The sequence below is a fragment of the Deltaproteobacteria bacterium genome, from assembly GCA_005879795.1.
Lineage (GTDB): Bacteria > Desulfobacterota > Binatia > DP-6 > DP-6 > DP-6.
In genome coordinates this window covers 16,338-41,775 of sequence record VBKJ01000139.1, presented here as the reverse complement: position 1 = coordinate 41,775, position 25,438 = coordinate 16,338, and the positions used below count along the sequence as shown (strand labels likewise).

Below are 25,438 nucleotides of genomic sequence, written 5' to 3'. Positions count from 1 at the left end.
GCGCGCCGGAGGTCGAGATGGGGGAAGGACGACGCAAGCCACGCCCTCGCCGCCGCCGCGCGCCGCGGCCGGCGCCGATCGCCCTCGAGCCGGTCGACCTGCTCGCCGGGCTCGCGCCCGGCGTCGTGCTCCGCGCCGATGACCTGCCGCCCGGCATCGATGCGGAGAGCTCCGCACGCACGCCGCAATCAGCCACCCTGACCGTCGCCGAGGCGGGCCGACTCATCCGCTCGGGCGACGGCACGATCCGCCGCCTCATCCGGACGACGGTGCTCGGTCCCGAGAAACGCCCGGCGCGTGAGGGCGCCGACACCGATCGCGCCGGCGTCCCGCCCCGCACGGCGCGGAAGCCCGGCGAGTAGCGCCTCCCCCCGGCTGCGCAGCGTTGTACGGCACGCGAACGGATCCGTTCGCGCGTGTGCGGCCCCAGTCGCCTCCGGCGGCCAGAAAGCTCGCAACCGCGGGGCTTCCGCGCCCGTCCCGCCCGCGGCACGGATATCGCTCCCGGTGCCCCCGGGGAGGGCATGCGATGACACGGACGAACACGACCCGCCGCGAGAAGACGCCGCCACGCCGGCGCGTGGTCGCAGTCGGTAAGCGCGTGGACGGCCGCTGGCAGGTGCGGACGAGCCTCTGGCGCTACCTCGCTACGACCGCCCTGTCGCAGCAGTAGGGCGCTCGAGGCGCACGGCGCGCGCCTCGACCCAGTCGAGCACGCGCGCCTCGAGGCAGGTGCCGTCCAGGCGATCGATCTCCTGCACGCCGGTCGGGCTCGTGACGTTCACCTCGGTCACCAGCCCGCCGATGACATCGAGGCCGACGAAGTAGAGCCCGTCGGCCTCCAGGCGCGGCGCCATGCGCCGGCAGATCTCCCGGTCGCGCGCGTCCACCGCCGCGCGCTCGACCCGCCCGCCGACGTGGATGTTGCCGCGCGTCTCGTCCTCCCGCGGCACGCGCCGGATGGCGCCGAGGGGCTCGCCCGCGAGCACGATGAGCCGCTTGTCGCCCTCGCTGCGGACGGCGGGCAGGTAGCGCTGCGCCATCACCATGCGGGTGCCGTTCAGGGTCGAGAGCTCGAGGATCGCGTTCAGGTTGCGGTCGCCGCGGTGGAGGTGGAACACGCCCGCCCCGCCGCAGCCGTCGAGCGGCTTCACGATCATCTCGCCGCCGAGCCCGTCCATGAAGGCCTTCAGACGGGCCGGGTCGGCGCTCACCAGGCTCTCGGGGATGAGATCCGGGAAGTGGAGCGCGTAGAGCTTCTCGTTCGCCTCGCGCAGCCCGCGCGGGTCGTTCACCACCAGCGTGGCCGCGGGGTCGGCCAGCCCGAGGACCTGGGTCGCGAAGTAGTAGGCCAGGTCGAAGGGCGGATCCTTGCGCATGAAGACCACGTCGAAGGCGGTGAGCGGCAGGGCGCGCTCGTCGCCGAGCCGGTAGTGGACCGCGGCGCGGTGGACGTGCACGCGCCGCGCGCGCGCGTGCGGCACGCTCTGCTCGATGAATAGATCCTCGACGCCGCACTGCTGCTGCTCGTGCCCGCGCCGCTCGCCCTCGAGGAGGAAGGCGAAGGTGGTGTCCTTGTCGACCAGGACGCGGGCGAGCGGGTCCATCACGTAGAGGAGGCGGAGCGGCATCGGTCCCGAATGCTAGCGCACCGCGGGCGCAGTTGACAGGTCGCCCCAGCGGTGCTGGCAGAGCGCCGCGGCGGCGATGGCGGCGGTCTCGGCGCGGAGCACGCGGGGGGCGAGTCGCACGCTCCGAAAGCCGTGTGCGCGCGCCGCCGCGACCTCCTCCGCGGCGAAGCCGCCCTCGGGGCCGATCAGGATCACGACGGCGTCGGTCCGGGCCGGCAGCGCGGCGAGCGGCACGTCGCGCTCGCCCTCCCATGCGATCAGCCTGAGCCCGGACCACGGCGCGCGGACCAGCTCGGCCAGCGGGAGCGGCGCGTCGACCGGCGGCACGCTCGTGCGCCCGCACTGCTCGGCGGCCGCGACGGCGATGCGCCGCCAGCGCTCGAGCCGCACTCCCAGGCCGACGGCATGGCGCGACACGACCGGCGCGACGCGGCGGACGCCCAGCTCGATCGCCTTCTCGATCACCAGGTCCATCTTCGCGCCCTTGAGCAGCGCGGGCGCGAGCACGAGGTCGAGCGGCGACTCGCGCAGGGGGCGGTGCGTGGCGAGGATCGTCGCCTCGGCCAGGCGCCCGCCCAGGCGTTCCAGGCGCGCCTCGTGCTCCGCGCCCCTGTCGTCGAAGACGAGGAAACGCTCGCCTGGACACACTCGGTGCGCGCGCAGATGGCGCAGGTGGGTGCCGGTCAAGCGGAGCCGAGGCCCCTCGGCCCCGGCGCCGGGCACGAAGAGACGGAGCACCTCAAGGCTCCCAAACCAGGGTGAGCGTGCGCCAGCCGGCCCCGGCGCGCGTCTCGGCGACGCGCCACCCGGGAAAAGCAGCGGCCACGGCGGGGAGCTGCTGGGCGAGGAGCCCCGAGACGACGAGCCGCCCGTGCGCGCCGACCGCGCCCGCGAGCGCGCCCGCCTCGGCCACGATGGTCTCGGCGAGCAGGTTCGCCACCACCAGGTCGAAGCGCCCGCGCACGGCGGCGAGGGGTCCGGCGAGGAGAGCCACGCGTCCGGCTCCGTTGCGCGCGAGGTTCGCCCGCGCGAGCGGCACGACGACCGGATCGGTGTCGAGCGCAACCACGCGCCCCACCCCGAGGCGCGCGAGCGCCAGCGCCAGCACGCCCGAGCCGGTGCCGACGTCGAGCGCGGAGCGGACCTCGCCCGTCTCGACCGCGCCCTCGATCGCCTCCAGGCAGGCGCGCGTGGTCGCGTGCTGCCCGGTGCCGAACGCCATGCCCGGCTCGATGACGAGCACCTCGCGGCCCGCCGCGTGCGGCACGTCCCACGGGGGGGCCACGAGGAGCCGGCGGCCGACCGCCACCGGCCGGTGATGCCGCCGCCAGAGCGCGTCCCAGTCGGTCTCGGGAACCGGCACTGCGGCGAGCGTCGCCCCGCGCGCGGCGGGCGCGATCTCGCCGAGGCTCGCGAGATAGCGCTCCACCGCCGCGACGACCTGCCCCTCGGCCGCGGCAGGGACGGGCGCCTCCAGACGGGTGCGCGCCGCGTCCGCGCCGTCTGCTTCGGTGAGCACCCCCGGGGTCCCCGCCTCGAGGAGGAAGTTCGCGACCGCATCGGCGACCTCGGGCGCGACCTCGACGCGGATGGTGACCCAGGCGGGCGACGGCGCCGGCACGGGCACGGTGTCGGAGTTTGCAGCTTCGCTGTCAACTCGCCTTGACCCAAGAATGCGGCGGGCCTAAGGCGGTCCCCGTGCCGCCGCTCATCATCGCGCACCGCGGCGCCAGCGGGACGTGCCCGGAGAACACGCTCGTCGCGTTCGCGCGGGCGGCCGCGCTCGGCGCGCACATGGTCGAGCTCGACGCGCAGCTCACGCGCGACGGCGAGGTGGTGGTCATGCACGACTGGACGCTCGAGCGGACGACCGACGGGGCGGGCAGGGTCTGCGAGCGCCCCCTCGGGGAGATCCGCCGGCTCGACGCGGGCGCCTGGTTCGGCCCCGCCTTCCGCGGGACGCGGGTGCCGACTCTCGCCGAGGTGCTGGCCGCCGTCGGTCTGCCGGTCAATGTCGAGCTGAAGCCGGTCGGCGACGACGGGCTCGAGGCGCGGGCGCTCGCCGTGGTCGAGTCGGCGGGAGCGCTCGCGCGCGTCGTCTTCTCTTCGTTCGACGCGGGCGCCCTCGAGCGGCTGCGCGCGCGCGCGGCGGACGCGTCGCTCGCCGTTCTGTGGGACAGCGGCCCCGTGGCGGATGCCGTGGCGCGTGCAGAGCGCGTCGCTGCGAGAGCCTTGCACCTCCGCAAGGATTACGTCACCCCCGGCGCGCTCGCCGCGGCGGCCGCCGCCCGCCTCCCCGTGCGGGCCTGGACCGTGAATGAGCGCGGGGAAATCGACCGGCTCGTGGCCGCGGGCGTGGAAGGCATCTTCACCGACTTCCCGGAGCGATTCTTGCAGTCTCCGGGCGGCCAGTGAGGGGCGGCGCATGCCGCGTGTTTCACGCCCGGGGGAATTCCGCAGCTTCACCTTGACTGCCTACCACTTTTGTCTAATGGTGCCACGGTTCGAGCGACGGGACCGAGACGCGAGCGCTCGGCTCGCCCAGGGAGGGGGTGAATCCACCGCATGGCTGGGGTTCGGGTCAAGGAGAACGAGCCCATCGAGAGCGCGATCCGCCGCTTCAAGAAGCAGTGCGAGAAAGCCGGCATCCTGGCTGAGCTGCGCAAGCGCGAGCACTACGAGAAGCCGAGCGTGCGACGGAAGAAGAAGGCGATGGCCGCGCGCAAGCGTGCGCTGCGTCGCGCGTCCCGCACCACCGTCTAGCCCGCCCACTGCTGGCCGGGCGGCGCCCGGGGGCAGCGCATGAACCAGCTCGACGCGCTGCTCCTCGTCCTCTTGGTGCCGTTCGCCTTCCGCGGCTACACGCGCGGCCTCTGCCGCGAGACCTTCGGGCTCGCGGGGGCCATCGCCGGCGTGCTCGCGGCGGGCGCGAGGGGTCAGGCGGTGGCGCAAGTCCTGCTCGAGCAGCACCTCGTGCGGCCGGCGCTTGCGCCGGTAGTCGGCTGGGCCGCGGTCTTCGTCGCGATCTGGGTGGTCGCGGCCCTCCTCGGCCGAATCGCCGAGCGGCTCGCGCGCGCGCTCCTGCTGGGCGGTCTCAACCGCGTCGCGGGCATCCTCTTCGGCTCCGCGAAGGGTGCGGCGCTCCTGGGCTTCACGCTCCTCTTGATCGAGCAGACGGCCCCCGCGTCCAGGCTCAGCCGGATGATCGCCGAGTCCGAGCTCGGGCGCCCGCTCGAGCACATGGCAGGGACGGTCGCCGAGACCGGGCGCGAGCTGGGCATCGCGCCGGGGGCGCGGCGCACGTGACGGGCCGCATCCGCGACGAGGCGATCCGCGCCGTCCGCGAGCGCGCCAGCCTGAGCGAGGTGGTCTCCGACGTGGTCGCGCTCCGTCGCCGCGGCCGCAGCGCGGTCGGCCTGTGCCCGTTCCACTCCGAGAAGACGCCCTCCTTCACGGTGAGCGAGGAGCGCGGGTTCTTTCACTGCTTCGGCTGCGGCGAGCACGGCGACGTGTTCGCCTTCGTGATGAAGACCCAGGCGCTCACCTTCCCCGAGGCGGTGCGGCGGGTCGCCGAGCGCTTCGGCGTGCCGCTGCCGGAGGAGGCGGGAGTGCCCGCTCAGCGCCGCGAGCCGCTCGCCGCGGTGAACGCGGTGGCGGCGGCGTTCTTCCAGGGCGAGCTCGGGGGACCCGGCGGCGGCCGCGCGCGCGCCTACCTCCGCGAGCGCGGCCTCTCCGAGGAGATGATCGAGCGCTTCGGCCTCGGCTGGGCGCCGGGCGCGGGCGAAGCGCTCGCGCGCCATCTGCGCACCAGAGGCCTGCCGCTCGAGGACGCGCTCGCCGCCGGGCTCGTCATGCGGCGCGATCGGCCCGACGGCCGCGCCGGGGTGCTCGACCGCTTCCGCGAGCGGGTGATGTTCCCGATCACGGACTGGAGCGGTCGGGTGATCGCCTTCGGCGGCCGCATCCTACCCGAGCGATCGGCGAGCGGCGATCCGCCGCCCAAGTATCTCAACTCCGCCGAGTCGCCCGTCTTCCGCAAGGGCCACACGCTCTACGGCCTCGCGCTCGCGCGCGACGCGATCCGCAGGGCCGACCGCGCCGTCGTGGTCGAGGGTTACCTCGACGTGATCGCACTCGCACAGGCCGGGATCGGTGAGGTCGTGGCCCCGCTCGGCACGGCTCTCGGCGCCGAGCAGCTGCGCCTGCTCCGGCGCTTCACGGAGACCGTGATCGCCTGCTTCGACGGGGACCTGGCTGGGCGCCGGGCCGCGGCGCGCAGCTTCCCCGTCTTCCTCGAGGCCGGGCTCTGGGGCCGCGGGGCCTTCCTTCCCGCTGGCGAGGATCCCGACACGTTCGTGCGCGCGCGCGGGCGCGCGGCGCTGGAGGGCCTCCTCGCGGCCGCGGAGCCGCTGGTGGAGCCCTTCCTCGGCGAGCTGGCCGGTCCCAAGCGCGACGCCGTCGGGCGCCACGCGGAGGCGGCCCGCGAGGTGGCACGTCTCTTGAGAAGGGTGCGGGAGCCCCATGAGTTCGACGTCCTCGTGCGGCTCGCCGCCCAGCGGCTCGGCGTGCGCGAGGAGACGCTGCGCAGCGAGGGGGCCCCGGGGACGGCGCCCGTTGCAGCGCCGGATGAGGCGCACGCGCCGGGCGCGGAGGCGATGCTCGTCGAGCTCATGGCGGAGGACGCGACGCTGGCCGAGCGCGTGGCCGCGTGCGGCATCATCGCCGAGTTCCAGCACCCCGAATGGCGCCGGACCGCCGAGGCGCTGGCGCGCGGTGAGGAAGAGGACCGCGTGGCCGTCGTACGATCTCTGCCGCGCGACATGCGCGACCGGGTGGCGCGCCGCCTCCTCGAGGAGGGGCCGGACGCGGCCGCGGCGCGCCAGCGCGCGTTCGCCGACTGCATCGCCCGCATCCGCCAGCGGAGCCAGCGCGGGCTCGTACGCCTCGCGCAAGAGGAGCTGCGCGCCGCCGAGGCGCGCGGCGATGCGGAGGCGGTGGAAGCCGCCATGCGCCGCCTACAACAGCTCATGGAGGAGACTCGCACGGAGAAAGCTCGCACATAGGAGTCCACCATGAGCATGAACCCAGCCATCAGAGAGTCGAAGGATCGGGGGGCCGCCGTCGCGCGGCCCGACCGGGCGCCCGCGGCGGGCGAGCTGCCGGTCGAGGTCGACGACGAGGAGCTCGACGATGCGGAGCCGACGGCTGTGGAGGACGGCGACGGCACCCCGACGCCGGAGTCCGCCGAGGAGAACGGGGGCCCCCCACGTACCACCGACCCGGTGCGCCTCTATCTCCGCGAGGCGGGGGCGATCCAGCTCCTCACGCGCGAAGGCGAGGTGGAGATCGCCAAGCGCATAGAGGAGAGCAACCGCCTGCTCGTGCGCGCCGTGCTGGGAACGCCACACGCGCTCCGCTACGTGCTCGCGCTCGCCGAGCCGCTGCGGGCGGGCGAGTTCCGGGTCCGCGACCTCGTCGCCGACGAGGGCGAGGAGGACGCGGAGACGGAACCGGGCGCCGAGGACGTCCGCCTGCGGCGGCGCTTCCTGGCGCAGCTCGGGCGGGTGCGGCGGCTCGTCGCGGCGCGCGACGCGCTGGCGCGCGGGCTCGTGGATCGGCGCCGCGAGCACGCGCGGCTCGCTCAGGGTCGCGCCCGCCTCGAGGCGCGACTCCTCGGCGCGCTCTGCGGGCTCGGGCTCTCGCGGCGGCAGATCGAGCGAGTGGCGAGCGGGCTCTATGCCGGCGTCGAGCGCGTGGGGAGGCGCCGGGCGCAGCTGCAGGCGGTGGAACGCCGTACGGGCCGCTCGGCGGCCGAGCTCCTCCGCATGACGCGCGGCCTCGCGCGCGGCGGCGAGAGCGGCGAGCCGTCCCGCCCCGAGCGGGCCGCGCTGGAGCAAGCATGCCAAGAGCTCCGCGTGCCGCACGAGACGCTCGTCTCGCTGGCCGAGGAGATCCGGGGCACCCGGCGCGAGCTCGCCGAGCTGGAGCGAGAGTTCGGCATGCCGGTCGCCGCCCTCGAGCGCGCCGTCCGGGACATCCGTGCCGCCGAGCTCCGCGCGCGCGCCACCAAGCAGGAGCTGATCCAGGCCAATCTCCGCCTGGTCGTGTCGATCGCCAAGAGATACATGAACCGCGGCCTCCAGTTCCTCGACCTGATCCAGGAGGGCAACATCGGCCTCATGCGCGCGGTCGACAAGTTCGAGTACCGGCGCGGCTACAAGTTCTCGACCTACGCCACGTGGTGGATCCGGCAGGCGATCACCCGCGCGATCGCCGATCAGGCGCGCACGATCCGTATCCCCGTGCACATGGTGGAGACCATCAACAAGCTGATCCGCACCGCGCGCTACCTGGTGCAGGAGATGGGCCGCGAGCCGACGCCGGAGGAGATCGCCGAGCGCATGGACATCCCCGCCGACAAGGTGCGCCGGGTCATGAAGATCGCCAAGGAGCCGATCTCGCTCGAGACGCCGATCGGCGAGGAGGAGGACTCGAGCGTCGGCGACTTCATCGAGGACCGGGCGACGCTCCCGCCCGTCGAGGTGGTGATGAGTCTGCACCTCCAGGAGCAGACGCGGAAGGTGCTCGCCACGCTCACGCCGCGCGAGGAGCAGATACTGCGGCTACGCTTCGGCATCGGGGAACGCTCGGACCATACGCTCGAAGAGGTCGGGACGCGCTTCGCGGTGACGCGCGAGCGCATCCGCCAGATCGAGGCGAAGGCGCTGCGCAAGCTCCGCCATCCGACCCGCGCACGCCGCCTGCGCGCCTTCGCCGACTGAGCGACTCTTGCAGCGGGCGCGGTTCGGTGCTTGACTCGGCGCCGAGCGGGCCCATAGCTCAGGCGGTCAGAGCTGCCGGCTCATAACCGGTCGGTCGTGTGTTCGAGTCACACTGGGCCCACCACCGCCGGTCGGACAGCGGACCGCCAGTCCGGCACGACGGAGGGATATTGCCGACGCAGATCGAAGTCCTCGCGACCCTGCAGTTGGTGGATCAGAGCCTGCTCACCAAGACCCGCGCCGTCGCCGAGGGCGAGGGGCGGGTCGCCGCGCTCGAGGAGGCCTTGCAGGCCCAGGCGGCCGCTGCGAGCACCGCGCGCGAGGAGCTGGCGGCGCTCGGCCCCCGCCAGCGTGACCTCGAGGGCCGTCTCGCGGTCGCCGAAGCCAAGATGAAGGACCGCCGGATGCGGATCACCCGCATCCGCAATGACAAGGAGCTCGGCCTGGCCAGGCGCGAGGTGGAGTTGCTCAAGGAGGAGACCGGCGCGCTCGAGACGGAGCTGGTCGCCGTGATGGAGCAGGTGGAGGTGGCGGCGGCGAAGCTCCAGGGCCTCGACGCCGAGTTGGCGCGGCTCACGGCGGAGCGCGACCGCGAGGCGGGCGAGCTGCGCGAGACGCTCGCACGCCTCTCCGGCGAGATCGAGCGCGAACGCGCCACGCGCTCGGAGCTGGTACAGACGATCGACGGTGATCTCAGGCGCAAGTACGAGATGATCCTCTCGCGCCGCGGCGGTCTCGCCGTGGTCGAGGTGCGCAGCGGCATCTGTCAGGGCTGCCGCATGCGCGTGCCGCCCCAGCTCTTCAACCAGATCCAGCGCAACGAAGAGGTGATCCTCTGCCCGAGCTGCCAGCGCATGCTCTTCTGGCGCGCCGAGGGCGAGGAGGCCAATGGCTAACGTGGGAGGCCGAGCGCGAGAGCGCTCACGCAGCGCGCGGCGGGAGCCGCGCGGATGTTAGTCCGGAGCGCGGCGCAGCCGCGCGAGCACTGGACGGGCCCCCAGGAGATTCAGCTTCCGCCGGAGGAGGTCGAGCAGTCGCTCGCCGCCCCGCGCGGTGGGAGGAAAGTCCGGACTCCACAGGGCAGGGTGGCCGCTAGCGGCGGCCCCGAGCGATCGGGGGAAAGTGCCACAGAAAGGAGACAGCCCCGCGCCGCGAGGCGCGGAGCAACGGTGAAACGGTGAGGTAAGAGCTCACCAGGCCCGCTCGTGAGGGCGGGCACTCGGTAAACCCCACCCGGAGCAAGACCGAGTAGGAGGGAGGCCCGGCCGCGAGGCCGGACGCGGGCTGCCCGTCCGTTCCCTCGGGTCGGTCGCTCGATCCCTTGGGCAACCGGGGGACCAGATGAATGGCTGCTGCTCCCGCCTCTTGAGCGGGAGGACAGAACCCGGCTTACAGACCTCCTCCGGCGGATTCGTTGCCGAGCGCCGATCTCATGCCGCGCCGCGGCGTCACCGGGTTCTTCGGGGCGGCCGCCGGGGTAGACCGGGGCGGGTGCGGCTCGTTCGCCTCGCTCCCATGGCTGCCCCGACGGCCTCCAAGCTGGCGCGAAACGGCAGTCGGGACCCGGCGCCGGCGGGCGAAGCGTGGGCGAAAGACGGGGGTCGCCATCTTTTTCCTTGACACCTGCACCGAGCTGGTCTACAAACCGGAGCGCGGTGGGGATTCATGGTGGGAAGTGGTGGTTTGTGAGGAAATGGGGCCTTGGGGTGGTGGTTGGGTAGGGATGCACCGCAGGGCAGGGAATGTTCCGCGGTACCCATCAGTACTTGGTGGACGACAAGGGGCGGGTGGCTATCCCGGCTCGCTTCCGCGAGGTGCTCTCCGGGCTCCAGGACGAGCGCCTCGTCGTCACCAAGTTCCGGCGCCGCGGCCGTCCGTGCCTCGACGTCCACCCGCTCTCGACGTGGCAGCGGCTCGAGGAGAAGATCGCCACCGAGAAGCGCTTCAACCGCAAGCTGGCCACGTTCGAGGCGTACTACGTTGGCTCCGCCCAGGACGTGCAGCTCGACGCGCAGGGGCGCCTGCTGATCCCGCCCACGCTGCGCGAGTACGCGGACATTGGCCGCGAGGTGATGTTCGTCGGCGCGATCGACAAGTTCCGCATCTGGGCCAAGGACGTCTATCATCTGGTCGACCGCGACGACGAGAAGGAGATCTTCGAAGACAATCCGGACCTGTTGGACGATCTCGGGCTGTAGCGCAAATGATCGGGTGAGCATGAGCCGCCGGCGGGTGCGGGCGGGAGTGGAGGCGAACGGTGGGGGCGGCGAGCGCTTGGGGAGGCGAGGCGCCGCCAGTGACGACGCGGACGGACATCGGGCCGGTGGGCGCTGCCCACGTTCCGGTGCTGGTGGGGGAGGTGGTGGAGTGGCTGCGCCCCCGGCCGGGTGCCTGTCTCGTCGACGCGACCGTGGGTCTCGGCGGCCACGCGGCGGCTCTGCTGGCCGCCGCCCCGGGGGCGCGGCTCCTCGGGCTCGATCGCGATCGCGCCGCCCTCGCGCGCGCGGCTGAGCGGCTGCCGGGCGAGCGAGTCGTCCTCCGTCACGCCTGCTTCAGCCTGCTCGCCACCGTCCTCGCCGAGCTCGGCTGGGACGGGGCGGACGCGGTGCTGCTCGACCTGGGCGTCAGCTCGGCCCAGCTCGACGATCCGGCGCGTGGCTTCGGCTTCCAGGCCGACGGGCCGCTCGACATGCGCATGGACGAGGGCAGCGGCCCGAGCGCCGCGGAGCTCGTGAACCACTGGCCCGAGCGTGAGATCGCCCGCATCCTGGCCGAGTACGGCGAGGAGCCGCGCGCCCGCGCGCTGGCGCGCGCCATCGTGCGCGCGCGTCCGCTGCGCTCGACCGGCGAGCTCGCGCGCGTGGTCGGCGGCGTCCTCGGACGGGGACGGCCCGGGCGCCATCCCGGCACCCGCACCTTCCAGGCGCTCCGCATCGCCGTGAACGACGAGCTGGGCGAGCTGGAGCGCTTCCTCGCCGACGGCTACCGCGTGCTCCGTCCGCGCGGCCGGCTCGCCGTGCTCGCCTACCACTCGCTCGAGGATCGGCGCGTGAAGGACGCCTTCCGCCGCTGGGCGGCCGACTGCCTCTGTCCGCCGCGCACGCCGCGCTGCGTGTGCGGCTGGAGCGCCAAGGTCCGCGGGCTCACCCGCCGCCCGCTGCGTCCCTCGCCGCTCGAGGTCGCACGCAACCCCCGCGCCCGCAGCGCCCGCCTCCGGGTCGTCGAGCGGCTTGAGGAGCGCGCGTGAGCCGTTCCGCCGGCGGCGCGGCCCGCGTCCTCGTGGTCCGGCGGCCGCTCGCACGGCCGCCGACGCACCCCGGCCGCATGCTGCGCGCCATGCGCGGCTGGCTCGTGCGCCGCGCGCTCGTGCTGGGCGCCGTGCTCGTGGCCCTCTGCATGCTGCAGGTCTGGCTCCGGCTCCAAGTGACGCATCTCGGCTACGAGCTCTCCGCGGCGCGCGACATGCAGCTCCGCCTCGAGCACGAGCAGCGCGAGCTCGAGGTCGAGCTGGCGACGCTGCGCGACCCGGGCCGTCTCGGCGACCTCGCCCGCCACCGGCTCGGGATGAAGGAGCCCGGCAAGGGACAGGTGGTGGTCCTGCGGTGACCCGCTCGCGGCCGCCTCAGGCGCGCATGCTCGCGGTGGCGGGCGTGTTCGCCGGTCTGCTCGTGCTGATCGTGCTGCGCGCCGTGGACCTGACCGTGCTCCGCGGTCCCGAGCTGGCGCGGCTCGCCGCCATGCAGCACCGGGCCCGGATCGAGCTCACGCCGCACCGCGGCCCGATCGTCGACCGGCACGGCGAGGCGCTGGCCCTCTCGCTCGACGTGCCCTCGGTCTACGTGCGGCCGCGCGAGTTCGGCGGGCAGGACGCGCGCCTCGCCGCGCTGGCGGCGGCACTCCATCTTCCGCTCCCTGCCGTGCGCGCCAGGACGGCCAGCGCCGAGCGCTTCGTGTGGCTCGAGCGGCAGGTGCCGCCGCACCAGGCCGAGGCCGTCGAGCGGCTCGGCCTGAGGGGCGTCTACACGGTGCAGGAGGGCCGCCGCTTCTACCCGCACGCGAGCCTCGCGGCCCACGTGCTCGGCTTCGTCGGCGTGGACTCGCAGGGGCTCGAGGGGCTCGAGCGCCGCCTGGACACCGTGATCCGCGGGGAGCCGCGCGACATCGAGGCGGACCGGGACGGGCGCCGGCAGGTGATCTTCACCGCCGGGGTGCCGGCGCCGCCCGCGCAGGGGAGCCGCGTCGAGCTCACCATCGACGCCAGCATCCAGGACGTCACCGAGCGCGAGCTCGCGGCCGGCGTGGCAGCGGCGAAGGCCGCCGGCGGGGCGGCGGTGGTGCTCGACCCGTCGACCGGCGAGGTGCTGGCGCTCGCCAACCTACCCACCTTCAACCCGAACCAGCCCGGCCGGCGCCGCGACCACGGCTGGCACGACCGTGTGCGCAACCGCGCCATCACCGATCCCTACGAGCCCGGCTCCACCTTCAAGGCGATCCTCGCCGCCGCCGCGATCGAAGAGCGCGTGGTCGGGCCGACGGACATGTTCTTCTGCGAGAACGGTCGCTACCGGATCGGCAAGTGGCGCATCCACGACGCGCACCGGCACGGCTGGCTCAGCTTCGCGCAGGTGATCCAGTACTCGAGCAACATCGGCGCGACCAAGGTGGCGGACCGCCTCGGGGCCGCGCGCTACTACCGCTACGTGCGGGCGTTCGGCTTCGGCACCCGCACCGGCATCGAGCTGCCGGGCGAGACGCGGGGCATCGTGCGCCCGGTCGAGCGCTGGGCGCGGATCGACCTCGCCACGCTGAGCTTCGGGCAGGGGGTGTCGGTGACGCCGCTCCAGATGGCGGCCGCCTTCGGCGCGATCGCCAACGGTGGCGCCCTCCTGCGCCCCTTCCTCGTGCGCCGCGTGCTCACCCCCGACGGCCAGGTCGTGCTCGAGAACGAGCCCGCCGTCGTGCGGCGCGTGGTGAGCGCGCGAACCGCCCGGACGGTGACCGCGCTCCTCCGCCGCGTGGTCGAGGAGAAGGGGGGGACGGGCGAGAAGGCCCGCCTCGACGACTTTCCCGTGGCCGGCAAAACGGGTACTGCGCAGAAGGTGAACCTACACACCGGCGCCTACTCGTCCAAGCGCATCGGCTCCTTCGTCGGCTTCGTACCCGCCGACAGCCCGCGCATCGTCATCCTCGTGCTGATCGACGAGCCCGGCGGCTCGAGCTACGGCGGTGTGGTGGCCGCGCCGGTCTTCCGGGCCATCGCGATGACGGTCCTCGAGCGCCTCGGGGTCGAGAGCCCGGCGCCGCCGCTCCAGATGGCCTCGGCGCGGACCGCCCCGAAAGCGAAGAAGAGCAAGCCGGCCCCTGCGCGGGGCGCGCGCGTCGTGATGGCCCCGGCCGAGCCCTCGACGCCGAGCTTCCTCGGGCTCTCGCGGCGCGAGGCGCTCGCCCGCGCGCACGCGGCGGGCTGGGACGTGCAGGCGAGCGGCATCGGCTACGTGAGCGAGCAGTCCCCGCCCCCGGGAGCGCCGCTCGCGCGCGAGCGGCGCCTGGCGCTCCGGCTCGTGCCGGGTCCGGTGACGGTCGCACCGTGAAGACGCGTCGATGCGGCTGAGCGAGCTCTTGCAGGCGCTGGGGGTGGAGGTGGACGTTGACGTTGAGGTCGGCGGCCTCGCGGCCGACTCGCGCCAGGTCCGGCCGGGCGATGTGTTCTTCGCGCTGCCGGGCGCCCACACCGATGGCCGGCGGCACGTCGCGGAAGCGCTCGGGCGCGGGGCCCGCGCGGTGATCACGACGGGGGAGGTGGACGCCGGACGCACTCCGGTCGTGCGGGTGGCGGCGCCGCGCCGCCTGCTCGCCCGCGCGGCCGCCCACGTCGCAGGCGACCCGAGCGCCGCGCTCACGCTGGTCGGCGTGACGGGGACGAACGGCAAGACCACCACCACCTACCTGCTCGAGGCGATCTGGCGCGCGGCGGGACGCCGCCCGGGCGTGGTGGGGACCATCGCCTATCGCTTCGACGGGGCGAGCCGGCCGGCCCCGCTCACCACGCCCGATCCGATCGCGCTCCAGGCGCTGCTCGCCGAGATGCGCGCGGCGGGCACCACGCACGTCGCGATGGAGGTCTCCTCCCACGCGCTCGTGCAGGAGCGCGTCGCGGGCTGCCGCTTCGACGCCGCCGTGTTCACCAACCTGACGCGGGACCACCTCGACTTCCACGGCGACCTCGAGCGCTACTACGCCGCCAAGGCGCGGCTCTTCCTCGACGAGCTGCCCGGGGGCGGGAAGCGCGACCCGGTGGCGGTCGTGAACATCGACGATCCGGCGGGCGCGCGCCTGGCGGCGAGCGTTCGCACCCGGTGCGTGCGGGTCGGCCGCGGGGCGCGTGCCGACGTCCGCCCGCTCGAGGTCGAGACCTCCCTCACAGGGACGCGTGGCACGCTCGCCCTGGGCGCCGAGCGCCTGGCGTTCGAGTGTCGACTCGTGGGCGCGCCACACCTCGAGAACATCCTGGGCGCCGCGGCCGCGGCCTGGGCGCTCGGGACGCCGCCGGGGGCGATCTCCCGCGGCCTTGCCGCGGCGGAGGCGCCGCCCGGGCGCCTCGAGCAGATCCCCGGCCCGGGCTTCATGGTCGTGGTCGACTACGCGCACTCGCCGGACGCGCTCGCGCGCGCCCTCGACGCGCTCCGCCCGCTCACGCGCGGGCGGCTCATCACCGTTTTCGGCTGCGGCGGCGATCGCGACCGGGGCAAGCGGCCGATCATGGGCGAGACCGCCGCACGGCGGAGCGACGTCGTCGTCCTCACCTCCGACAATCCGCGCACCGAGGACCCGCTCGCCATCCTCGCCGACATCGAGGCGGGAGTGCGGGCGACGGGCATGACCGGCCACGTCGTCGAGCCGGACCGGTGTGCGGCAATCGCGCTCGGCGTTCGCCTCGCGCGCCCGGGCGACCTCGTCCTGGTTGCCGGCAAGGGGCACGAGAACTACCAGATCGTCGGCACCGTGAAGCGCCATCTCGACGACCGCGAGGAGGTGCGGCGCGCCCTCGGGAGACTCGCATGAACGAGCCCATCGAGGGAGCGCCGGCGGCGTTTGCGCTCGAGGAGATCCTCGCCGCCACCGGCGGCGAGCTCGTCCGGCTGGGCGCCCGCACCCGCTTCCCGGGGGTCACGACCGACAGCCGGAGTCTCCGGCCGGGCGAGCTCTTCGTCGCCATCCGCGGCGAGGCCCACGACGGGCACGAGTTCCTGCCGGAGGCGGCCGGGCGCGGCGCGGGCGCCGTGATGGTCGAGCGGGCGCACGCCGAGCGGCCCCTCGGCTGTGGCGTCATCGCCGTGCGCGACACGCTCGCCGCTCTCGGCGACCTGGCCGCCTTCCATCGCCGACGCTGCCGCCCGCGCATCGTCGCCGTGACCGGCAGCAACGGCAAGACGACCACCAAGGAGATGCTAGCCGCGATCCTGGCGCGTGCCCTCGGCCCGGAGCGGGTGCTGCGCACGACCGGCACGCAGAACAACCTGGTCGGTCTCCCGCTCACGCTGCTACGCCTGGCGGGCACGGAGGCGGCGGCGATCGTCGAGCTCGGCATGAACGGGCCGGGCGAGATCTGGCGCCTGGCGCAGATCGCGGAGCCGGACGTGGGGGTCATCACCTGCGTCGCGCCGGCGCACCTCGAGGGCCTGGGCTCGATCCACGGCGTCGCCGAGGCGAAGGCCGAGCTCTACCGCCGGCTGCGGCCGTCGGCGACCGCGGTCGTGAACGCGGACGACCCGCTGGTCAGCGCGTCGGCGCGGGCCTTCCCGGGACGTAAGGTGCCGTTCGGGACGGAGGCGGCGGCCGGCGTGACGGTCGGCGCGCAGGGGATAGTCGACCACGGTCTCGAGGGCACCGAGTTCCGCCTCGTCGTCGAGCGGCAGGAGGCCGCGATCCGGCTCGCGGTTCCCGGGCGCCACAACGTGACCAACGCGCTCGCCGCCGCTGCGGCCGCGCACGCCCTCGGGGTCGACATCGGCGCGATGCAGGCCGGGCTCGAGGCCTTCCAGCCCCCCGGCATGCGCATGGAGGTGACGCAGCTCCCGACCGGCGTCACGGTGCTGAACGACGCCTACAACGCCAACCCCGCCTCGATGGCGGCGGCGCTGAGCACGCTGGCCGCCAGCCGCGGCCGGCGGCGCGTGGCGGCGCTCGGCGAGATGCGCGAGCTGGGCGAGGAGGCGCCACGCGCGCATCGCGCGCTCGGCGCCGCCGCGGCGGCGGCGCGTGTCGACGCGCTCTTCCTCCTCGGTCCGCTCGCCGCCGAGGTGCGCGCTGGCGCGGAGGCGGCCGGGCTCCCGTCCGAGCGGATCACGATCGCGGCCAGCCACGCCGAGCTGGCCGCGCGGCTCGCCGCGTCCTGCCGGGCGGGCGACCTCGTCCTGCTCAAGGGCTCGCGCGGGGCGGCGATGGAGGAGGTGCTCCGGCGCCTCACCGCCGAGGCGGGCGGGGAGCGGCAGCCGTGATGCTCTACCTGCTCCTCTACCCGCTGCACGTGTCCTACCCGCCCCTGAACGTCTTCAAGTACATCACCTTCCGCACGCTGCTGGCGGGGCTCTGCGCGCTCACGCTCTCGCTCGTGCTCGGCCCGATGCTGATCCGGCGCCTCTCGGCGCTGCAGATCGGACAGGCGATCCGCAGCGACGGCCCCGCCAATCACGCGAGCAAGGCCGGCACACCCACCATGGGCGGCACGCTCATCATCTTCTCCCTCCTGCTCGCCACCCTGATGCTCGCCGACCTGAGCGTCCGCTACGTGTGGATCGCCGTGCTCGTGACTCTGGGACACGGTCTCGTCGGCTTCCTCGACGACTACGCCAAGGTGCAGCGGCGGAGCTCGGCGGGCATCCCGGGCCGGGTCCGCCTGGCCGTCGAGTTCGCGATCGCGGGCGCCGCCGCGCTCGCCATCTACCTGCGGCCCGAGCATGGCGGCCAGCTCACCATGCCGTTCCTGAAGGACGTCCAGCCCGACCTGGGCCTCTGGTACGTGCCCTTCGGGGCGCTCGTCGTGGTGGGCGCCGCGAACGCCGTCAACCTGACCGACGGGCTCGACGGCCTCGCCATCGGCCCGGTCATGATCGCGGGCGGCACGTACGCCGTCTTCGCCTACACCGCCGGACACGCGAAGATCGCCGAGTACCTCCAGATCCCCTTCGTCCCCGGGGCGGGCGAGCTGGCGGTGTTCTGCGGCGCGCTCGCGGCCGCCGGCCTGGGCTTCCTCTGGTTCAACGCCTACCCGGCGCAGATGTTCATGGGCGACGTGGGCTCGCTCGCGCTCGGCTCGGCGCTCGGCGTCGTGGCGCTCATCACCCGCCAGGAGCTGGTGCTCGTCCTGGTAGGCGGGGTGTTCGTCGTCGAGGCGCTGTCGGTGATCGGGCAGGTGATCTCCTTCAAGCTCCGCCGCAAGCGCATTTTCCGCATGGCGCCCATCCATCACCACTTCGAGCTCCTCGGCTGGCCCGAGCCGCAGATCATCGTCCGCTTCTGGATCGTGTCGGTGGTGTGCGCGCTGCTCGCGCTCTCGACCCTCAAGCTCCGCTAGGAGGATGTCCGGGCAACCATGGACGAGCCGGGGAGCGAGAGCGGGAAGCGCAGCGACGACCGACCAGGTGCGGCGCACGGGACGCGCGCCGGGACAGCCTCCTACATGCCCCTCCCGCGCCGCGTCCTCGTGCTCGGCTTCCGCCGCACCGGGCAGGCGGTGGCCGCGGCGCTCGCGGCGCGCGGCGTGACCGTGCGCGTCGCCGACGCCCGCCCCGCGGCGGCGCTCGGTGTCACGGGCGCCCCCCCGGGGGTCGAGCTGCGCCTGGGCGAGGACGGGCCGCCGCTGCTCTCCGGCGTCGAGCTCGTGGTTCCGAGCCCGGGCGTGCCGCGTGACGCGCCGGTGCTGGCGGCTGCCGTACGCCGCGGCCTCCCCGTCTGGAGCGAGATCGAGCTGGCCTTCCGCCTTCTCTCCTGTCCGCTGGTCGCGATCACCGGCACGAACGGCAAGAGCACGACGACCAGCCTGGTCGGCCTGGCCCTCGCGCGCGCGGGGCGCCGGACCTTCACTGGCGGCAACCTGGGAACGCCGCTCATCACCGCCGCCGACCAGGCGCCGGAGATCGCCGTGGCCGAGGTCTCGAGCTTCCAGCTCGAGTGGGTGGAGCGCCTGCGGCCGCGCGTCGGCTGCCTCCTGAACCTCACCCCCGATCACCTCGACCGCCACGCGAGCTTCGCCGAGTACCGCGAGACGAAGGCACGCCTCTTCGCAGCGCAGGAGGCGCACGACTTCGCGGTCGTGAATCGCGACGATGCCGCGGCGTGGGGCGCCGCTGCCGGCGTGCGGGCACGTCTCGTGTCGTTCGGCGCGAGCGCGGTGGCCTGCGGCGCCTTCGCGGGCGAGGGCTTCGTCGCGCTCCGTCTGCCCGACGCGGCGGAGGAGCGCTACGGGCTCGGCCGCACCCGGCTCGCCGGCGCGCACAACGTGGAGAACATCCTCGCGGCCGTCACCGTCGCGCGCCTCGCCGGCGCGCCGCCCGCGGCCGTCCAGGCGGCGATCGACGAGATCGAGCCGCTGCCCCACCGGCTCGCGTGCGTCGCCGAGCGCGGCGGGATCGCGTGGTGGGACGACTCGAAGGCTACCAACGTGGGTGCCGCGGCGCGGAGCCTCGACGCCTTCGCGGGCCCGGTCGTCCTCCTGGCCGGCGGCGTCGACAAGGGAGGCGCCTACGACGCGCTCGCGGCGCGCGCCAGGGGCAAGGTCCGCCTGGCGCTCGTCTTCGGCGAGGCGGCCGACCGCATCGGCGCCGCCCTTGCCGCGGTCGGCGTCGCGGTCGAGCGGGTCCGGACGCTCGAGCAGGCGGTCGCCCGTGCGGCGGCGGTCGCGGCCCCCGGGGACACGGCGCTGCTCGCCCCCGCCTGCGCGAGCTTCGACATGTTCGCCGACTACGCGGCGCGCGGCCGGGCCTTTCGCGCCGCGGTCGAGGCGCTGCCGTGATCGGCGCCCACGCGCTCGGCCGGGGCACGGCGGCCCCGCCGGCCTTCCGGGGTCCGCTCGCGGGGCAACGCCCGCGCTCGCGGGCCGCCCTCGGCGGCGATCCGTGGCTCGTGCTCGCAGCGGCGGCTCTCGTCGGGTTGAGCGTCGTCATGGTCTTCAACGTGAGCTACTTCTACGGCCAGGCGCACTTCGGCGACTCGCTCCACTTCTTCCGGAGGCACCTGCTCTCGATCGGGCTCGGCACGGCGGTCGCCGTCGTCGCCTCCCGCCTGTCGTCGGACACCTATCGCCGGACGGCCTATCCGCTGCTCATCGTCGTCCTGGTGACCCTCGTGGTGGTCCTCGTCCCGGGCATCGGGGTGGCGCGCGGCGGCGCGCGGCGCTGGCTCCACCTGGGCCCGCTCAGCATGCAACCCTCCGAGCTCGCGAAGTTCGCGCTCGTGCTCTACCTCGCGCGCTCGCTCGCGAAGAAGGGCGAGCGCCTCGCCACCGTCAAGTTCGGCATCGTGCCGCACTACCTGGTGGTGGGGCTGATCGCCGGGCTCGTGCTCCTCGAGCCCGACTTCGGGACGGCCGCCCTCGCCGTGGGCCTGCTCGTGTTCATGCTCTTCGCGGGCGGGGTCCCGGCTCGGCTGATGGCGGTCCCGGCGGCAGCGGCGCTCCCGGCGCTCGCCGCCGTGGCGTGGAAGGCGCCCTATCGCTGGGTGCGCATCGTCGCCTTCCTCTACCCGGACCGGGATCCGCTCGGCGTCAACTTCCAGCTGAAGCAGTCGTTCATCGCCTTCGGTTCGGGGGGGCTGTGGGGCGTCGGGTTGGGCGAGAGCCAGCAGAAGATGTTCTACCTCCCCGAGGCCCACACCGACTTCCTCTTCTCGGTGATCGGCGAGGAGCTCGGGCTGGCAGGGGCCCTGCTCGTCCTCGCGCTCTTCGCGGTGGTGGCGGCGCGGGGCTTCCGCATCGCGGTCCGGCATCAGGACCCGTTCGCGAGCCTGCTCGCCTTCGGGGTGACACTCGCGCTCGTCCTCCAGGGCACGGTGAACGCGGGTGTCGTGCTCGGCTGTCTCCCGACCAAGGGGCTGGCGCTGCCATTCCTCTCCTACGGCGGCTCGGCCATGATCGCCGCGCTCGGCCAGATCGGCGTCCTGCTCGCCCTGGCCCGCGAGACGGAATGAGGGGACCAGCGGCGATGCTCGGTCGCGCGAGCATGCAACGTCCAAGCAACGTCGGAGGCCGAGCGCGAGAGCGCTCAGGCCGGCCGACGGGGTCTGGGGGCATCGGAAGCGCGGAAGGCGCGGAGCGGGCCAGCACGGCGCCGCCAAACGGCGGGGGAGGCCGAGCGCGAGAGCGCTCGAGTCGGCCGACGGGGTCTGGGGGCATCGGAAGCGCGCAGCCCGCGAAGCGGGCGAGCACTGGACGGGCCCCCAGGCGAGTTAGATGACCATTCTCATCGCCGGCGGCGGTACGGGCGGGCACCTCTTCCCCGGCCTGGCGCTCGCCGATGCGCTCGTCGCCCGCGGCGGGAGCGTCACCTTCGTCGGGACGGCGGCGGGCATCGAGGCGCGCGCGGTGCCCGCCGCCGGCTACCCCCTCCGGCTGCTCCCCGGCCGTCAGCTCCGCGGCGGCGGCCTGGCACGGGCCGTGGCCGGGCTCGCGAGCGCAGCTGGAGGGACCCTGTGTGCCCTCGCGCTGCTCGGCGAGCTCCGGCCGGGGCTCGTCGTGGGCGTGGGCGGCTACGCCTCGGTCGCGGTCGTGTTCGCCGCCTGGTTGCGCCGCATCCCGACCGTGCTCCTCGAGCAGAACGTGGTGCCCGGGGCCGCGACCAGGGTTCTCGCGCGCCTCGCCCGGCGCATCTGCGTCGGGTTCGCGGAGTCCCTGGCGTACCTGCCGCGCACCCGGGCCGTCCACACCGGGAACCCGGTGCGCGCCGACCTGCTCCGCCCCCGCCCCCCCCGCGACCGGCCAGGCCTCCTCGTCTTCGGCGGCAGCGCCGGGGCGCACCGCTTGAACCAGGCGATGCTGGACGCGCTCGGCCACCTGGGCCCGACCCTCGCCGCTCTCGACCTGACCCACCAGACGGGCGAGGCCGACCTGGACATGGTGCGTGCGGCCTATGCCGCTCGGGGGCTCGCCGCGCGCATCGAGCCCTTCATCCGGGACATGGGTGCGGCCTATGCGGCGGCCGACCTGGTGGTCGCTCGCGCGGGCGCCACGACCTGCGCCGAGCTGACGGCGGTCGGCCTGCCCGCGATCCTGGTCCCCTACCCGTACGCGGCCGACGACCACCAGCGGCGAAACGCCGAGGTGCTGGTGCGGGCCGGCGCCGCGGACATGATCCTCGATGCCGAGCTCGACGGCGCGCGTCTGGCCACGACGCTCCGGGCGCTCCTCGAAGACACCGCGAGCCGGGCGGCGATGGCGGCACGCGCCCGAACCCTCGGCCGCCCCGACGCCGCCGAGCGCGTCGCGGACGAGTGCCTCCAGCTCGCCTCGGCGTGAGCCGCACCCACGAAAATCGCGCCCGTGGGGCCCGCCCCTTGAAGAGCGCAGCGCGGTTCTCTAATAGGGTGCGAGCGTGGTCGGGTTGCAGGGCGGGGTCGCGGACTGGGGCGGGTGGCTCGGGCTCTCCCGCCTGCGGAGCGCGGCGGTGAACGGGCGGAAGCGCCGGGTCCACTTCGTCGGCATCGGCGGCATCGGCATGAGCGGCATCGCGGAGGTGCTGCTCACGCTCGGCTACGTCGTCTCCGGCTCCGACCTGGTGGAGAGCGAGACGACCCGGCGGCTCGAACGGCTCGGCGCGCGCGTGCATCTCGGCGCGCACGAGGCCGCGCTCGTGAGCGAGGACATCGACGTGCTCGTCATCTCCTCCGCGGTCACCTACGCCAACCCCGAGGTGTCGCGCGCCCGCGAGCTCAAGATCCCCGTCATCCCGCGGGCGGAGATGCTGGCCGAGCTGATGCGCATGAAGTACGGCGTGGCCGTTGCTGGCAGCCACGGGAAGACCACCACCACCTCGCTGGTCGCGGCGGTGCTGCGCGAGGCGGGGCGCGACCCGACCATGGTCGTCGGCGGCAAGCTGCGCGCGCTCGGCACCAACGCGCGCCTGGGGCAGGGCGAGTTCCTGGTCGCCGAGGCGGACGAGAGCGACGGCACCTTCCTCCTCCTCTCGCCCATCATCGCGGTCGTGACCAACATCGATCGCGAGCACCTCGACTACTACGGCGAGATGGAGCGGCTGCGCGACGCGTACCTCCAGTTCATCCAGCGCGTGCCGTTCTACGGCCTCGCCGTGCTCTGCATCGACAACGTGAACGTGCGCGCCCTCCTGCCGCAGGTGCGCAAGCGCTTCGTGACGTACGGCACCGCGCCCGACGCCGACTGGCAGGCGCGCGACCTGCAGGTCACCGGCCTCGAGACCGTCTTCGAGGTGTGGCGCGGCGAGCGCCGGCTCGGCCCGGTGCGCCTCCACATGCCCGGCCGCCACCACGCGCTCAACGCGCTCGCGGCGCTCGCGGTCGCCGAGGACCTGGAGATCCCCTTCCGCATCGCCGTGCACGCGCTCGAGGAGTTCGGGGGCATTCACCGCCGCTTCGAGGTCAAGGGCGAGGAGCAGGACGTGCTGGTGGTCGACGACTACGGCCACCACCCGGAGGAGATCCGCGCCACGCTGCGCGCCGCGCGCGAGGGCTTCCCGCGCCGGCTGGTCGTCGCCTTCCAGCCCCACCGCTACACGCGCACGCGTGATCTCTTCAACGAGTTCCTGGAGGCGTTCGACGACGCCGATGCGCTCGTGCTGACGGACATTTATCCGGGCGGCGAGGAGCGCATCGAGGGCGTGTCGGCCGAGGCCGTCTACCAGGCGCTCAAGCGGCGCGGGCATCTCGACGTGAGCCACGTCCCCGCGCGCGAGCGTGTCGCGGCGGCGCTGGCCGAGATGCTGCGTCCGGGCGACCTCGTGCTGACGCTCGGGGCGGGCGACATCCACCGCACCGGCGACGAACTCCTGGGCCTGCTGCGTTCGGGGGTCGCGGTCCCCGCCATCCACTAGGAGGCTGTCCGGGCAACCATGGCGGCTGCGGCGAACGATCAGGGGGCTGCGAGCGGCGTGCCCGCTCCCAGGCCCGTGCGCCTCGCTCACCATGATTACCCGGACGGACTCCTGATGTCCCACACGCTCCCGGCCGCCCTCATCGACACTCTCCGCGCGCGGCTCGGCGACCGGGCGCGGCCGGGAGAGTCGTTGGCGCGCTACACCTCGTTCCGCATCGGCGGCCCTGCGGACGTCCTCGTGCTGCCCGACACGCGCGAGGAGCTGGCCCACGCGCTCGCGACCGCGGCGGCCTTCGGCGTGCACGTGACGCTGCTCGGCGGCGGCTCCAACGTGCTGGTCGGCGACGCTGGCATGCGCGGCGTGGTCGTGAAGCTCGGCCGCGGCTTCGCCCGCATCGACTGGAATCACGCACCCGAGGCCGCGCGCGGGAGCGCTCGAGCAGGCCGACGGGGTCTGGGTGCATCGGAGGAGCGGAGCGCGGCGCCAGCCGCGCGAGCACCGGACGGGCCCCCAGATGAGTCGATCTCGATCCAGGCGGGGGCCGCCGCCCAGCTCGGGCGGCTCGCGCGTGCGGCGGTGGCCCACGGCCTGGCCGGCCTCGAGTACGCCGAGGGCATCCCCGGCACGGTGGGCGGTGCGCTCTTCATGAATGCGGGCGCCTACGGCGGCGAGGTGGCGCACGCGGTCGAGTCGGTGGAGGGCCTCGAGCGCGACGGCCGGGCGCTCGACCTCCCTGGCCACGCGCTCGCCTTCGGCTATCGGCGCTCGGCGCTGCCGCCCGGGTTCGTCGTGAGCGCGGTGCGCTTTCGCCTGCGCAGGGCCGAGCCCGGCCAGGTACGCAGCCGAATGGACGAGGCGCGCGCGCGGCGTACGGCCGCCCAGCCGCACGGCAGGGCGAACGCGGGCTCGATCTTCAAGAACCCGAACGGCGATCACGCAGGGCGCCTGATCGAGGTCGCCGGGTTGAAGGGCGCGCGTGCCGGGCGGGCCCGCATCTCGGAGCGGCACGCGAACTTCATTGTGAACGAGGGCGGGGCACGCGCCGCGGACGTGAAGGTGCTGATGGACGTGGCCCAGCGGGTGGTGTGGGAGCGGAGCGGGGTATGGCTGGAGCCAGAGGTCCAGCTCGTCGGGAGCTGGTAGCGAGGCTCCTCGGGCCGCGGCGAAACCGTCGCCGCGGCGCCGGGCTCGGCCGGCGCGCGCTCCGGCGCGCGCTCTCGGTCGCGCTGTCGGCCGTGGCCGGGATCGGGCTCGTCGCGGTCGCCGCGCCGCCGGTGCGGGACGCGGCCCGCCGGCATCCCTACTTCGCCGTGCAGGAGGTGGTGGTGCGGGACCACCATCGCCTTCCCGCCGACGAGGTGCGCGCCGCGGCGGGCGTCACGCCGGGCATGAGCATCTGGGACGTCGACGCGGCCGCGGCGGCGGCGCGCCTCGCCACGCATCGCTGGATCCGCGCCGCGCGCGTGCGCCGCGAGCTGCCGTCCCGGGTGGTGATCGAAGTGCGCGAGGAGCGCCCACTCGCGATCGTCGCGCTCGAGGATGGCCAGGGCGAGTACTACGTCTCCCCGCACGGCCGCCTCTTCGCTCCGGTGGGGGCGAACGACGCGCGTGACTTCCCGTATCTCACCGGCCTCACCCGGGCCGACTTGAGGGACGGCGAGCGCTTCGGCCCGCGCGCCCTGCACCGGGCGCTGGCCCTCGTCCGCCAGAGCGGGGGCCTCACGGTCTCCGAGGTGCATCTGGACCGCGCGCGGGGTCTGACGCTCCTCCCCCTGCGGCCGTCCGTGCCGATCGAGCTCGGGTGGGGCGGCTTCGCCGCGAAGCTCGCCCGCCTGCCCCGCGTGCTCGGCCTGTGGGCCGGGCGCGAGACGGAGATCGCCGAGGTGAACCTCCAGTTCGACGACGAGGTGATCGTGCGCACGCAACCGGCGAGGCCGGCCGCGGCGGCGCGGCGCACGATCTGAAG

The 25,438-nt window shown here is 74.3% G+C and carries 23 protein-coding genes, 1 tRNA gene and 1 other RNA gene; 22 read left to right on the top strand and 3 right to left on the bottom strand.

The annotated features are described in order from the left end of the window. Nucleotides 1–17: 17 nt before the first annotated feature. Nucleotides 18–362, top strand: coding sequence for a hypothetical protein (locus tag E6J59_10475; protein ID TMB19898.1), 345 nt, complete (start codon nucleotides 18–20; stop codon nucleotides 360–362). Nucleotides 363–647: 285 nt separating this feature from the next. On the opposite strand, the gene gshB is transcribed toward E6J59_10475, so the two are convergent. Genes gshB through E6J59_10460 form a run of 3 tightly spaced genes read right to left on the bottom strand, consistent with a single transcriptional unit; the run spans nucleotide 648 to nucleotide 3,306 of the window. After that, a complete protein-coding gene (gene gshB, locus E6J59_10470; protein ID TMB19897.1) occupies nucleotides 648–1,631 on the bottom strand; it encodes a glutathione synthase in 984 nt (327 codons plus the stop codon). Nucleotides 1,632–1,643: 12 nt separating this feature from the next. Beyond that, nucleotides 1,644–2,696 (bottom strand): 16S rRNA (uracil(1498)-N(3))-methyltransferase, encoded by a 1,053-nt coding sequence (locus E6J59_10465; protein ID TMB19896.1) that lies wholly within the window; start codon nucleotides 2,694–2,696, stop codon nucleotides 1,644–1,646. Further along, on the bottom strand, nucleotides 2,371–3,306 hold the full coding sequence (locus tag E6J59_10460; protein TMB19895.1) for a 50S ribosomal protein L11 methyltransferase: 936 nt from the start codon (nucleotides 3,304–3,306) through the stop codon (nucleotides 2,371–2,373). Before E6J59_10460 ends, E6J59_10465 begins: the two co-directional genes overlap by 326 nt. Between E6J59_10460 and E6J59_10455 the strand changes: the two genes are divergently transcribed. The 21 genes from E6J59_10455 to E6J59_10355 all read left to right on the top strand — a co-directional run bounded on the left by E6J59_10455 (nucleotide 3,270) and on the right by E6J59_10355 (nucleotide 25,436). Then, nucleotides 3,270–4,046 (top strand): glycerophosphodiester phosphodiesterase, encoded by a 777-nt coding sequence (locus tag E6J59_10455; protein ID TMB19894.1) that lies wholly within the window; start codon nucleotides 3,270–3,272, stop codon nucleotides 4,044–4,046. The genes E6J59_10460 and E6J59_10455 overlap by 37 nt on opposite strands. 150 nt (nucleotides 4,047–4,196) lie before the next feature. Continuing rightward, nucleotides 4,197–4,394, top strand: coding sequence for a 30S ribosomal protein S21 (locus tag E6J59_10450; GenBank protein ID TMB19893.1), 198 nt, complete (start codon nucleotides 4,197–4,199; stop codon nucleotides 4,392–4,394). A gap of 39 nt (nucleotides 4,395–4,433) precedes the next feature. Continuing rightward, the gene (locus E6J59_10445) at nucleotides 4,434–4,937 is read left to right on the top strand and encodes a CvpA family protein (GenBank protein ID TMB19892.1); all 504 of its coding nucleotides are present in this window, start codon (nucleotides 4,434–4,436) and stop codon (nucleotides 4,935–4,937) included. Beyond that, the gene (locus tag E6J59_10440; protein TMB19891.1) at nucleotides 4,934–6,694 is read left to right on the top strand and encodes a DNA primase; all 1,761 of its coding nucleotides are present in this window, start codon (nucleotides 4,934–4,936) and stop codon (nucleotides 6,692–6,694) included. The genes E6J59_10445 and E6J59_10440 overlap by 4 nt, the downstream gene beginning before the upstream one ends. 9 nt (nucleotides 6,695–6,703) lie before the next feature. Beyond that, on the top strand, nucleotides 6,704–8,413 hold the full coding sequence (gene rpoD / locus E6J59_10435; GenBank protein ID TMB19890.1) for an RNA polymerase sigma factor RpoD: 1,710 nt from the start codon (nucleotides 6,704–6,706) through the stop codon (nucleotides 8,411–8,413). Nucleotides 8,414–8,460: 47 nt separating this feature from the next. Further along, nucleotides 8,461–8,537 (top strand) — tRNA-Met (locus E6J59_10430). A gap of 46 nt (nucleotides 8,538–8,583) precedes the next feature. Further along, nucleotides 8,584–9,309, top strand: a complete 726-nt coding sequence (locus E6J59_10425; protein TMB19889.1) for a hypothetical protein — start codon at nucleotides 8,584–8,586, stop codon at nucleotides 9,307–9,309. Nucleotides 9,310–9,431: 122 nt separating this feature from the next. Next, nucleotides 9,432–9,821: RNase P RNA component class A (rnpB, locus tag E6J59_10420), an RNA gene on the top strand. A gap of 334 nt (nucleotides 9,822–10,155) precedes the next feature. Continuing rightward, nucleotides 10,156–10,611 (top strand): division/cell wall cluster transcriptional repressor MraZ, encoded by a 456-nt coding sequence (gene mraZ / locus E6J59_10415; protein ID TMB19888.1) that lies wholly within the window; start codon nucleotides 10,156–10,158, stop codon nucleotides 10,609–10,611. 125 nt (nucleotides 10,612–10,736) lie between these two features. Then, nucleotides 10,737–11,660 carry a 16S rRNA (cytosine(1402)-N(4))-methyltransferase RsmH gene (rsmH, locus tag E6J59_10410; protein ID TMB19922.1) on the top strand — a complete coding sequence of 308 codons (924 nt, stop codon included), beginning with the start codon at nucleotides 10,737–10,739 and terminating at the stop codon, nucleotides 11,658–11,660. Further along, entirely contained in the window at nucleotides 11,657–12,019 is a 363-nt protein-coding gene (locus E6J59_10405) for a hypothetical protein (GenBank protein TMB19887.1), read from the top strand. Before rsmH ends, E6J59_10405 begins: the two co-directional genes overlap by 4 nt. Beyond that, the gene (locus E6J59_10400) at nucleotides 12,016–14,004 is read left to right on the top strand and encodes a PASTA domain-containing protein (GenBank protein ID TMB19886.1); all 1,989 of its coding nucleotides are present in this window, start codon (nucleotides 12,016–12,018) and stop codon (nucleotides 14,002–14,004) included. Before E6J59_10405 ends, E6J59_10400 begins: the two co-directional genes overlap by 4 nt. Before the next feature lie 10 nt (nucleotides 14,005–14,014). Further along, nucleotides 14,015–15,475: a UDP-N-acetylmuramoyl-L-alanyl-D-glutamate--2,6-diaminopimelate ligase gene (locus E6J59_10395; protein TMB19885.1), complete on the top strand. Its 1,461-nt coding sequence runs from the start codon at nucleotides 14,015–14,017 to the stop codon at nucleotides 15,473–15,475. Further along, nucleotides 15,472–16,911 (top strand): UDP-N-acetylmuramoyl-tripeptide--D-alanyl-D-alanine ligase, encoded by a 1,440-nt coding sequence (locus tag E6J59_10390; GenBank protein TMB19884.1) that lies wholly within the window; start codon nucleotides 15,472–15,474, stop codon nucleotides 16,909–16,911. Before E6J59_10395 ends, E6J59_10390 begins: the two co-directional genes overlap by 4 nt. Beyond that, a complete protein-coding gene (locus E6J59_10385; protein TMB19883.1) occupies nucleotides 16,911–17,987 on the top strand; it encodes a phospho-N-acetylmuramoyl-pentapeptide-transferase in 1,077 nt (358 codons plus the stop codon). The genes E6J59_10390 and E6J59_10385 overlap by 1 nt, the downstream gene beginning before the upstream one ends. 18 nt (nucleotides 17,988–18,005) lie before the next feature. Then, nucleotides 18,006–19,424 (top strand): UDP-N-acetylmuramoyl-L-alanine--D-glutamate ligase, encoded by a 1,419-nt coding sequence (gene murD, locus E6J59_10380; GenBank protein ID TMB19882.1) that lies wholly within the window; start codon nucleotides 18,006–18,008, stop codon nucleotides 19,422–19,424. Further along, a complete protein-coding gene (ftsW, locus tag E6J59_10375; GenBank protein ID TMB19881.1) occupies nucleotides 19,049–20,596 on the top strand; it encodes a putative lipid II flippase FtsW in 1,548 nt (515 codons plus the stop codon). Before murD ends, ftsW begins: the two co-directional genes overlap by 376 nt. A gap of 262 nt (nucleotides 20,597–20,858) precedes the next feature. Further along, on the top strand, nucleotides 20,859–21,920 hold the full coding sequence (murG, locus tag E6J59_10370) for an undecaprenyldiphospho-muramoylpentapeptide beta-N-acetylglucosaminyltransferase (protein ID TMB19880.1): 1,062 nt from the start codon (nucleotides 20,859–20,861) through the stop codon (nucleotides 21,918–21,920). Nucleotides 21,921–22,068: 148 nt separating this feature from the next. Further along, nucleotides 22,069–23,469 (top strand): UDP-N-acetylmuramate--L-alanine ligase, encoded by a 1,401-nt coding sequence (locus E6J59_10365; GenBank protein ID TMB19921.1) that lies wholly within the window; start codon nucleotides 22,069–22,071, stop codon nucleotides 23,467–23,469. An 18-nt stretch (nucleotides 23,470–23,487) separates the two neighbouring features. After that, nucleotides 23,488–24,615, top strand: a complete 1,128-nt coding sequence (gene murB / locus E6J59_10360; GenBank protein TMB19879.1) for a UDP-N-acetylmuramate dehydrogenase — start codon at nucleotides 23,488–23,490, stop codon at nucleotides 24,613–24,615. Beyond that, a complete protein-coding gene (locus E6J59_10355) occupies nucleotides 24,576–25,436 on the top strand; it encodes an FtsQ-type POTRA domain-containing protein (protein ID TMB19878.1) in 861 nt (286 codons plus the stop codon). The genes murB and E6J59_10355 overlap by 40 nt, the downstream gene beginning before the upstream one ends. Nucleotides 25,437–25,438: the final 2 nt, after the last annotated feature.

Coding starts and splice junctions, on each gene's coding strand:
- gshB (TMB19897.1), bottom strand. CDS start 1,631: ATGCCGCTCCGCCTCCTCTACGTGATGGACCCGCTCGCCCGCGTCCTG.
- E6J59_10395 (TMB19885.1), top strand. CDS start 14,015: ATGCGGCTGAGCGAGCTCTTGCAGGCGCTGGGGGTGGAGGTGGACGTT.
- E6J59_10445 (TMB19892.1), top strand. CDS start 4,434: ATGAACCAGCTCGACGCGCTGCTCCTCGTCCTCTTGGTGCCGTTCGCC.
- E6J59_10385 (TMB19883.1), top strand. CDS start 16,911: ATGCTCTACCTGCTCCTCTACCCGCTGCACGTGTCCTACCCGCCCCTG.
- murG (TMB19880.1), top strand. CDS start 20,859: ATGACCATTCTCATCGCCGGCGGCGGTACGGGCGGGCACCTCTTCCCC.
- murB (TMB19879.1), top strand. CDS start 23,488: ATGGCGGCTGCGGCGAACGATCAGGGGGCTGCGAGCGGCGTGCCCGCT.
- rpoD (TMB19890.1), top strand. CDS start 6,704: ATGAGCATGAACCCAGCCATCAGAGAGTCGAAGGATCGGGGGGCCGCC.
- murD (TMB19882.1), top strand. CDS start 18,006: ATGGACGAGCCGGGGAGCGAGAGCGGGAAGCGCAGCGACGACCGACCA.
- E6J59_10355 (TMB19878.1), top strand. CDS start 24,576: ATGGCTGGAGCCAGAGGTCCAGCTCGTCGGGAGCTGGTAGCGAGGCTC.
- E6J59_10475 (TMB19898.1), top strand. CDS start 18: ATGGGGGAAGGACGACGCAAGCCACGCCCTCGCCGCCGCCGCGCGCCG.
- E6J59_10390 (TMB19884.1), top strand. CDS start 15,472: ATGAACGAGCCCATCGAGGGAGCGCCGGCGGCGTTTGCGCTCGAGGAG.
- E6J59_10450 (TMB19893.1), top strand. CDS start 4,197: ATGGCTGGGGTTCGGGTCAAGGAGAACGAGCCCATCGAGAGCGCGATC.
- mraZ (TMB19888.1), top strand. CDS start 10,156: ATGTTCCGCGGTACCCATCAGTACTTGGTGGACGACAAGGGGCGGGTG.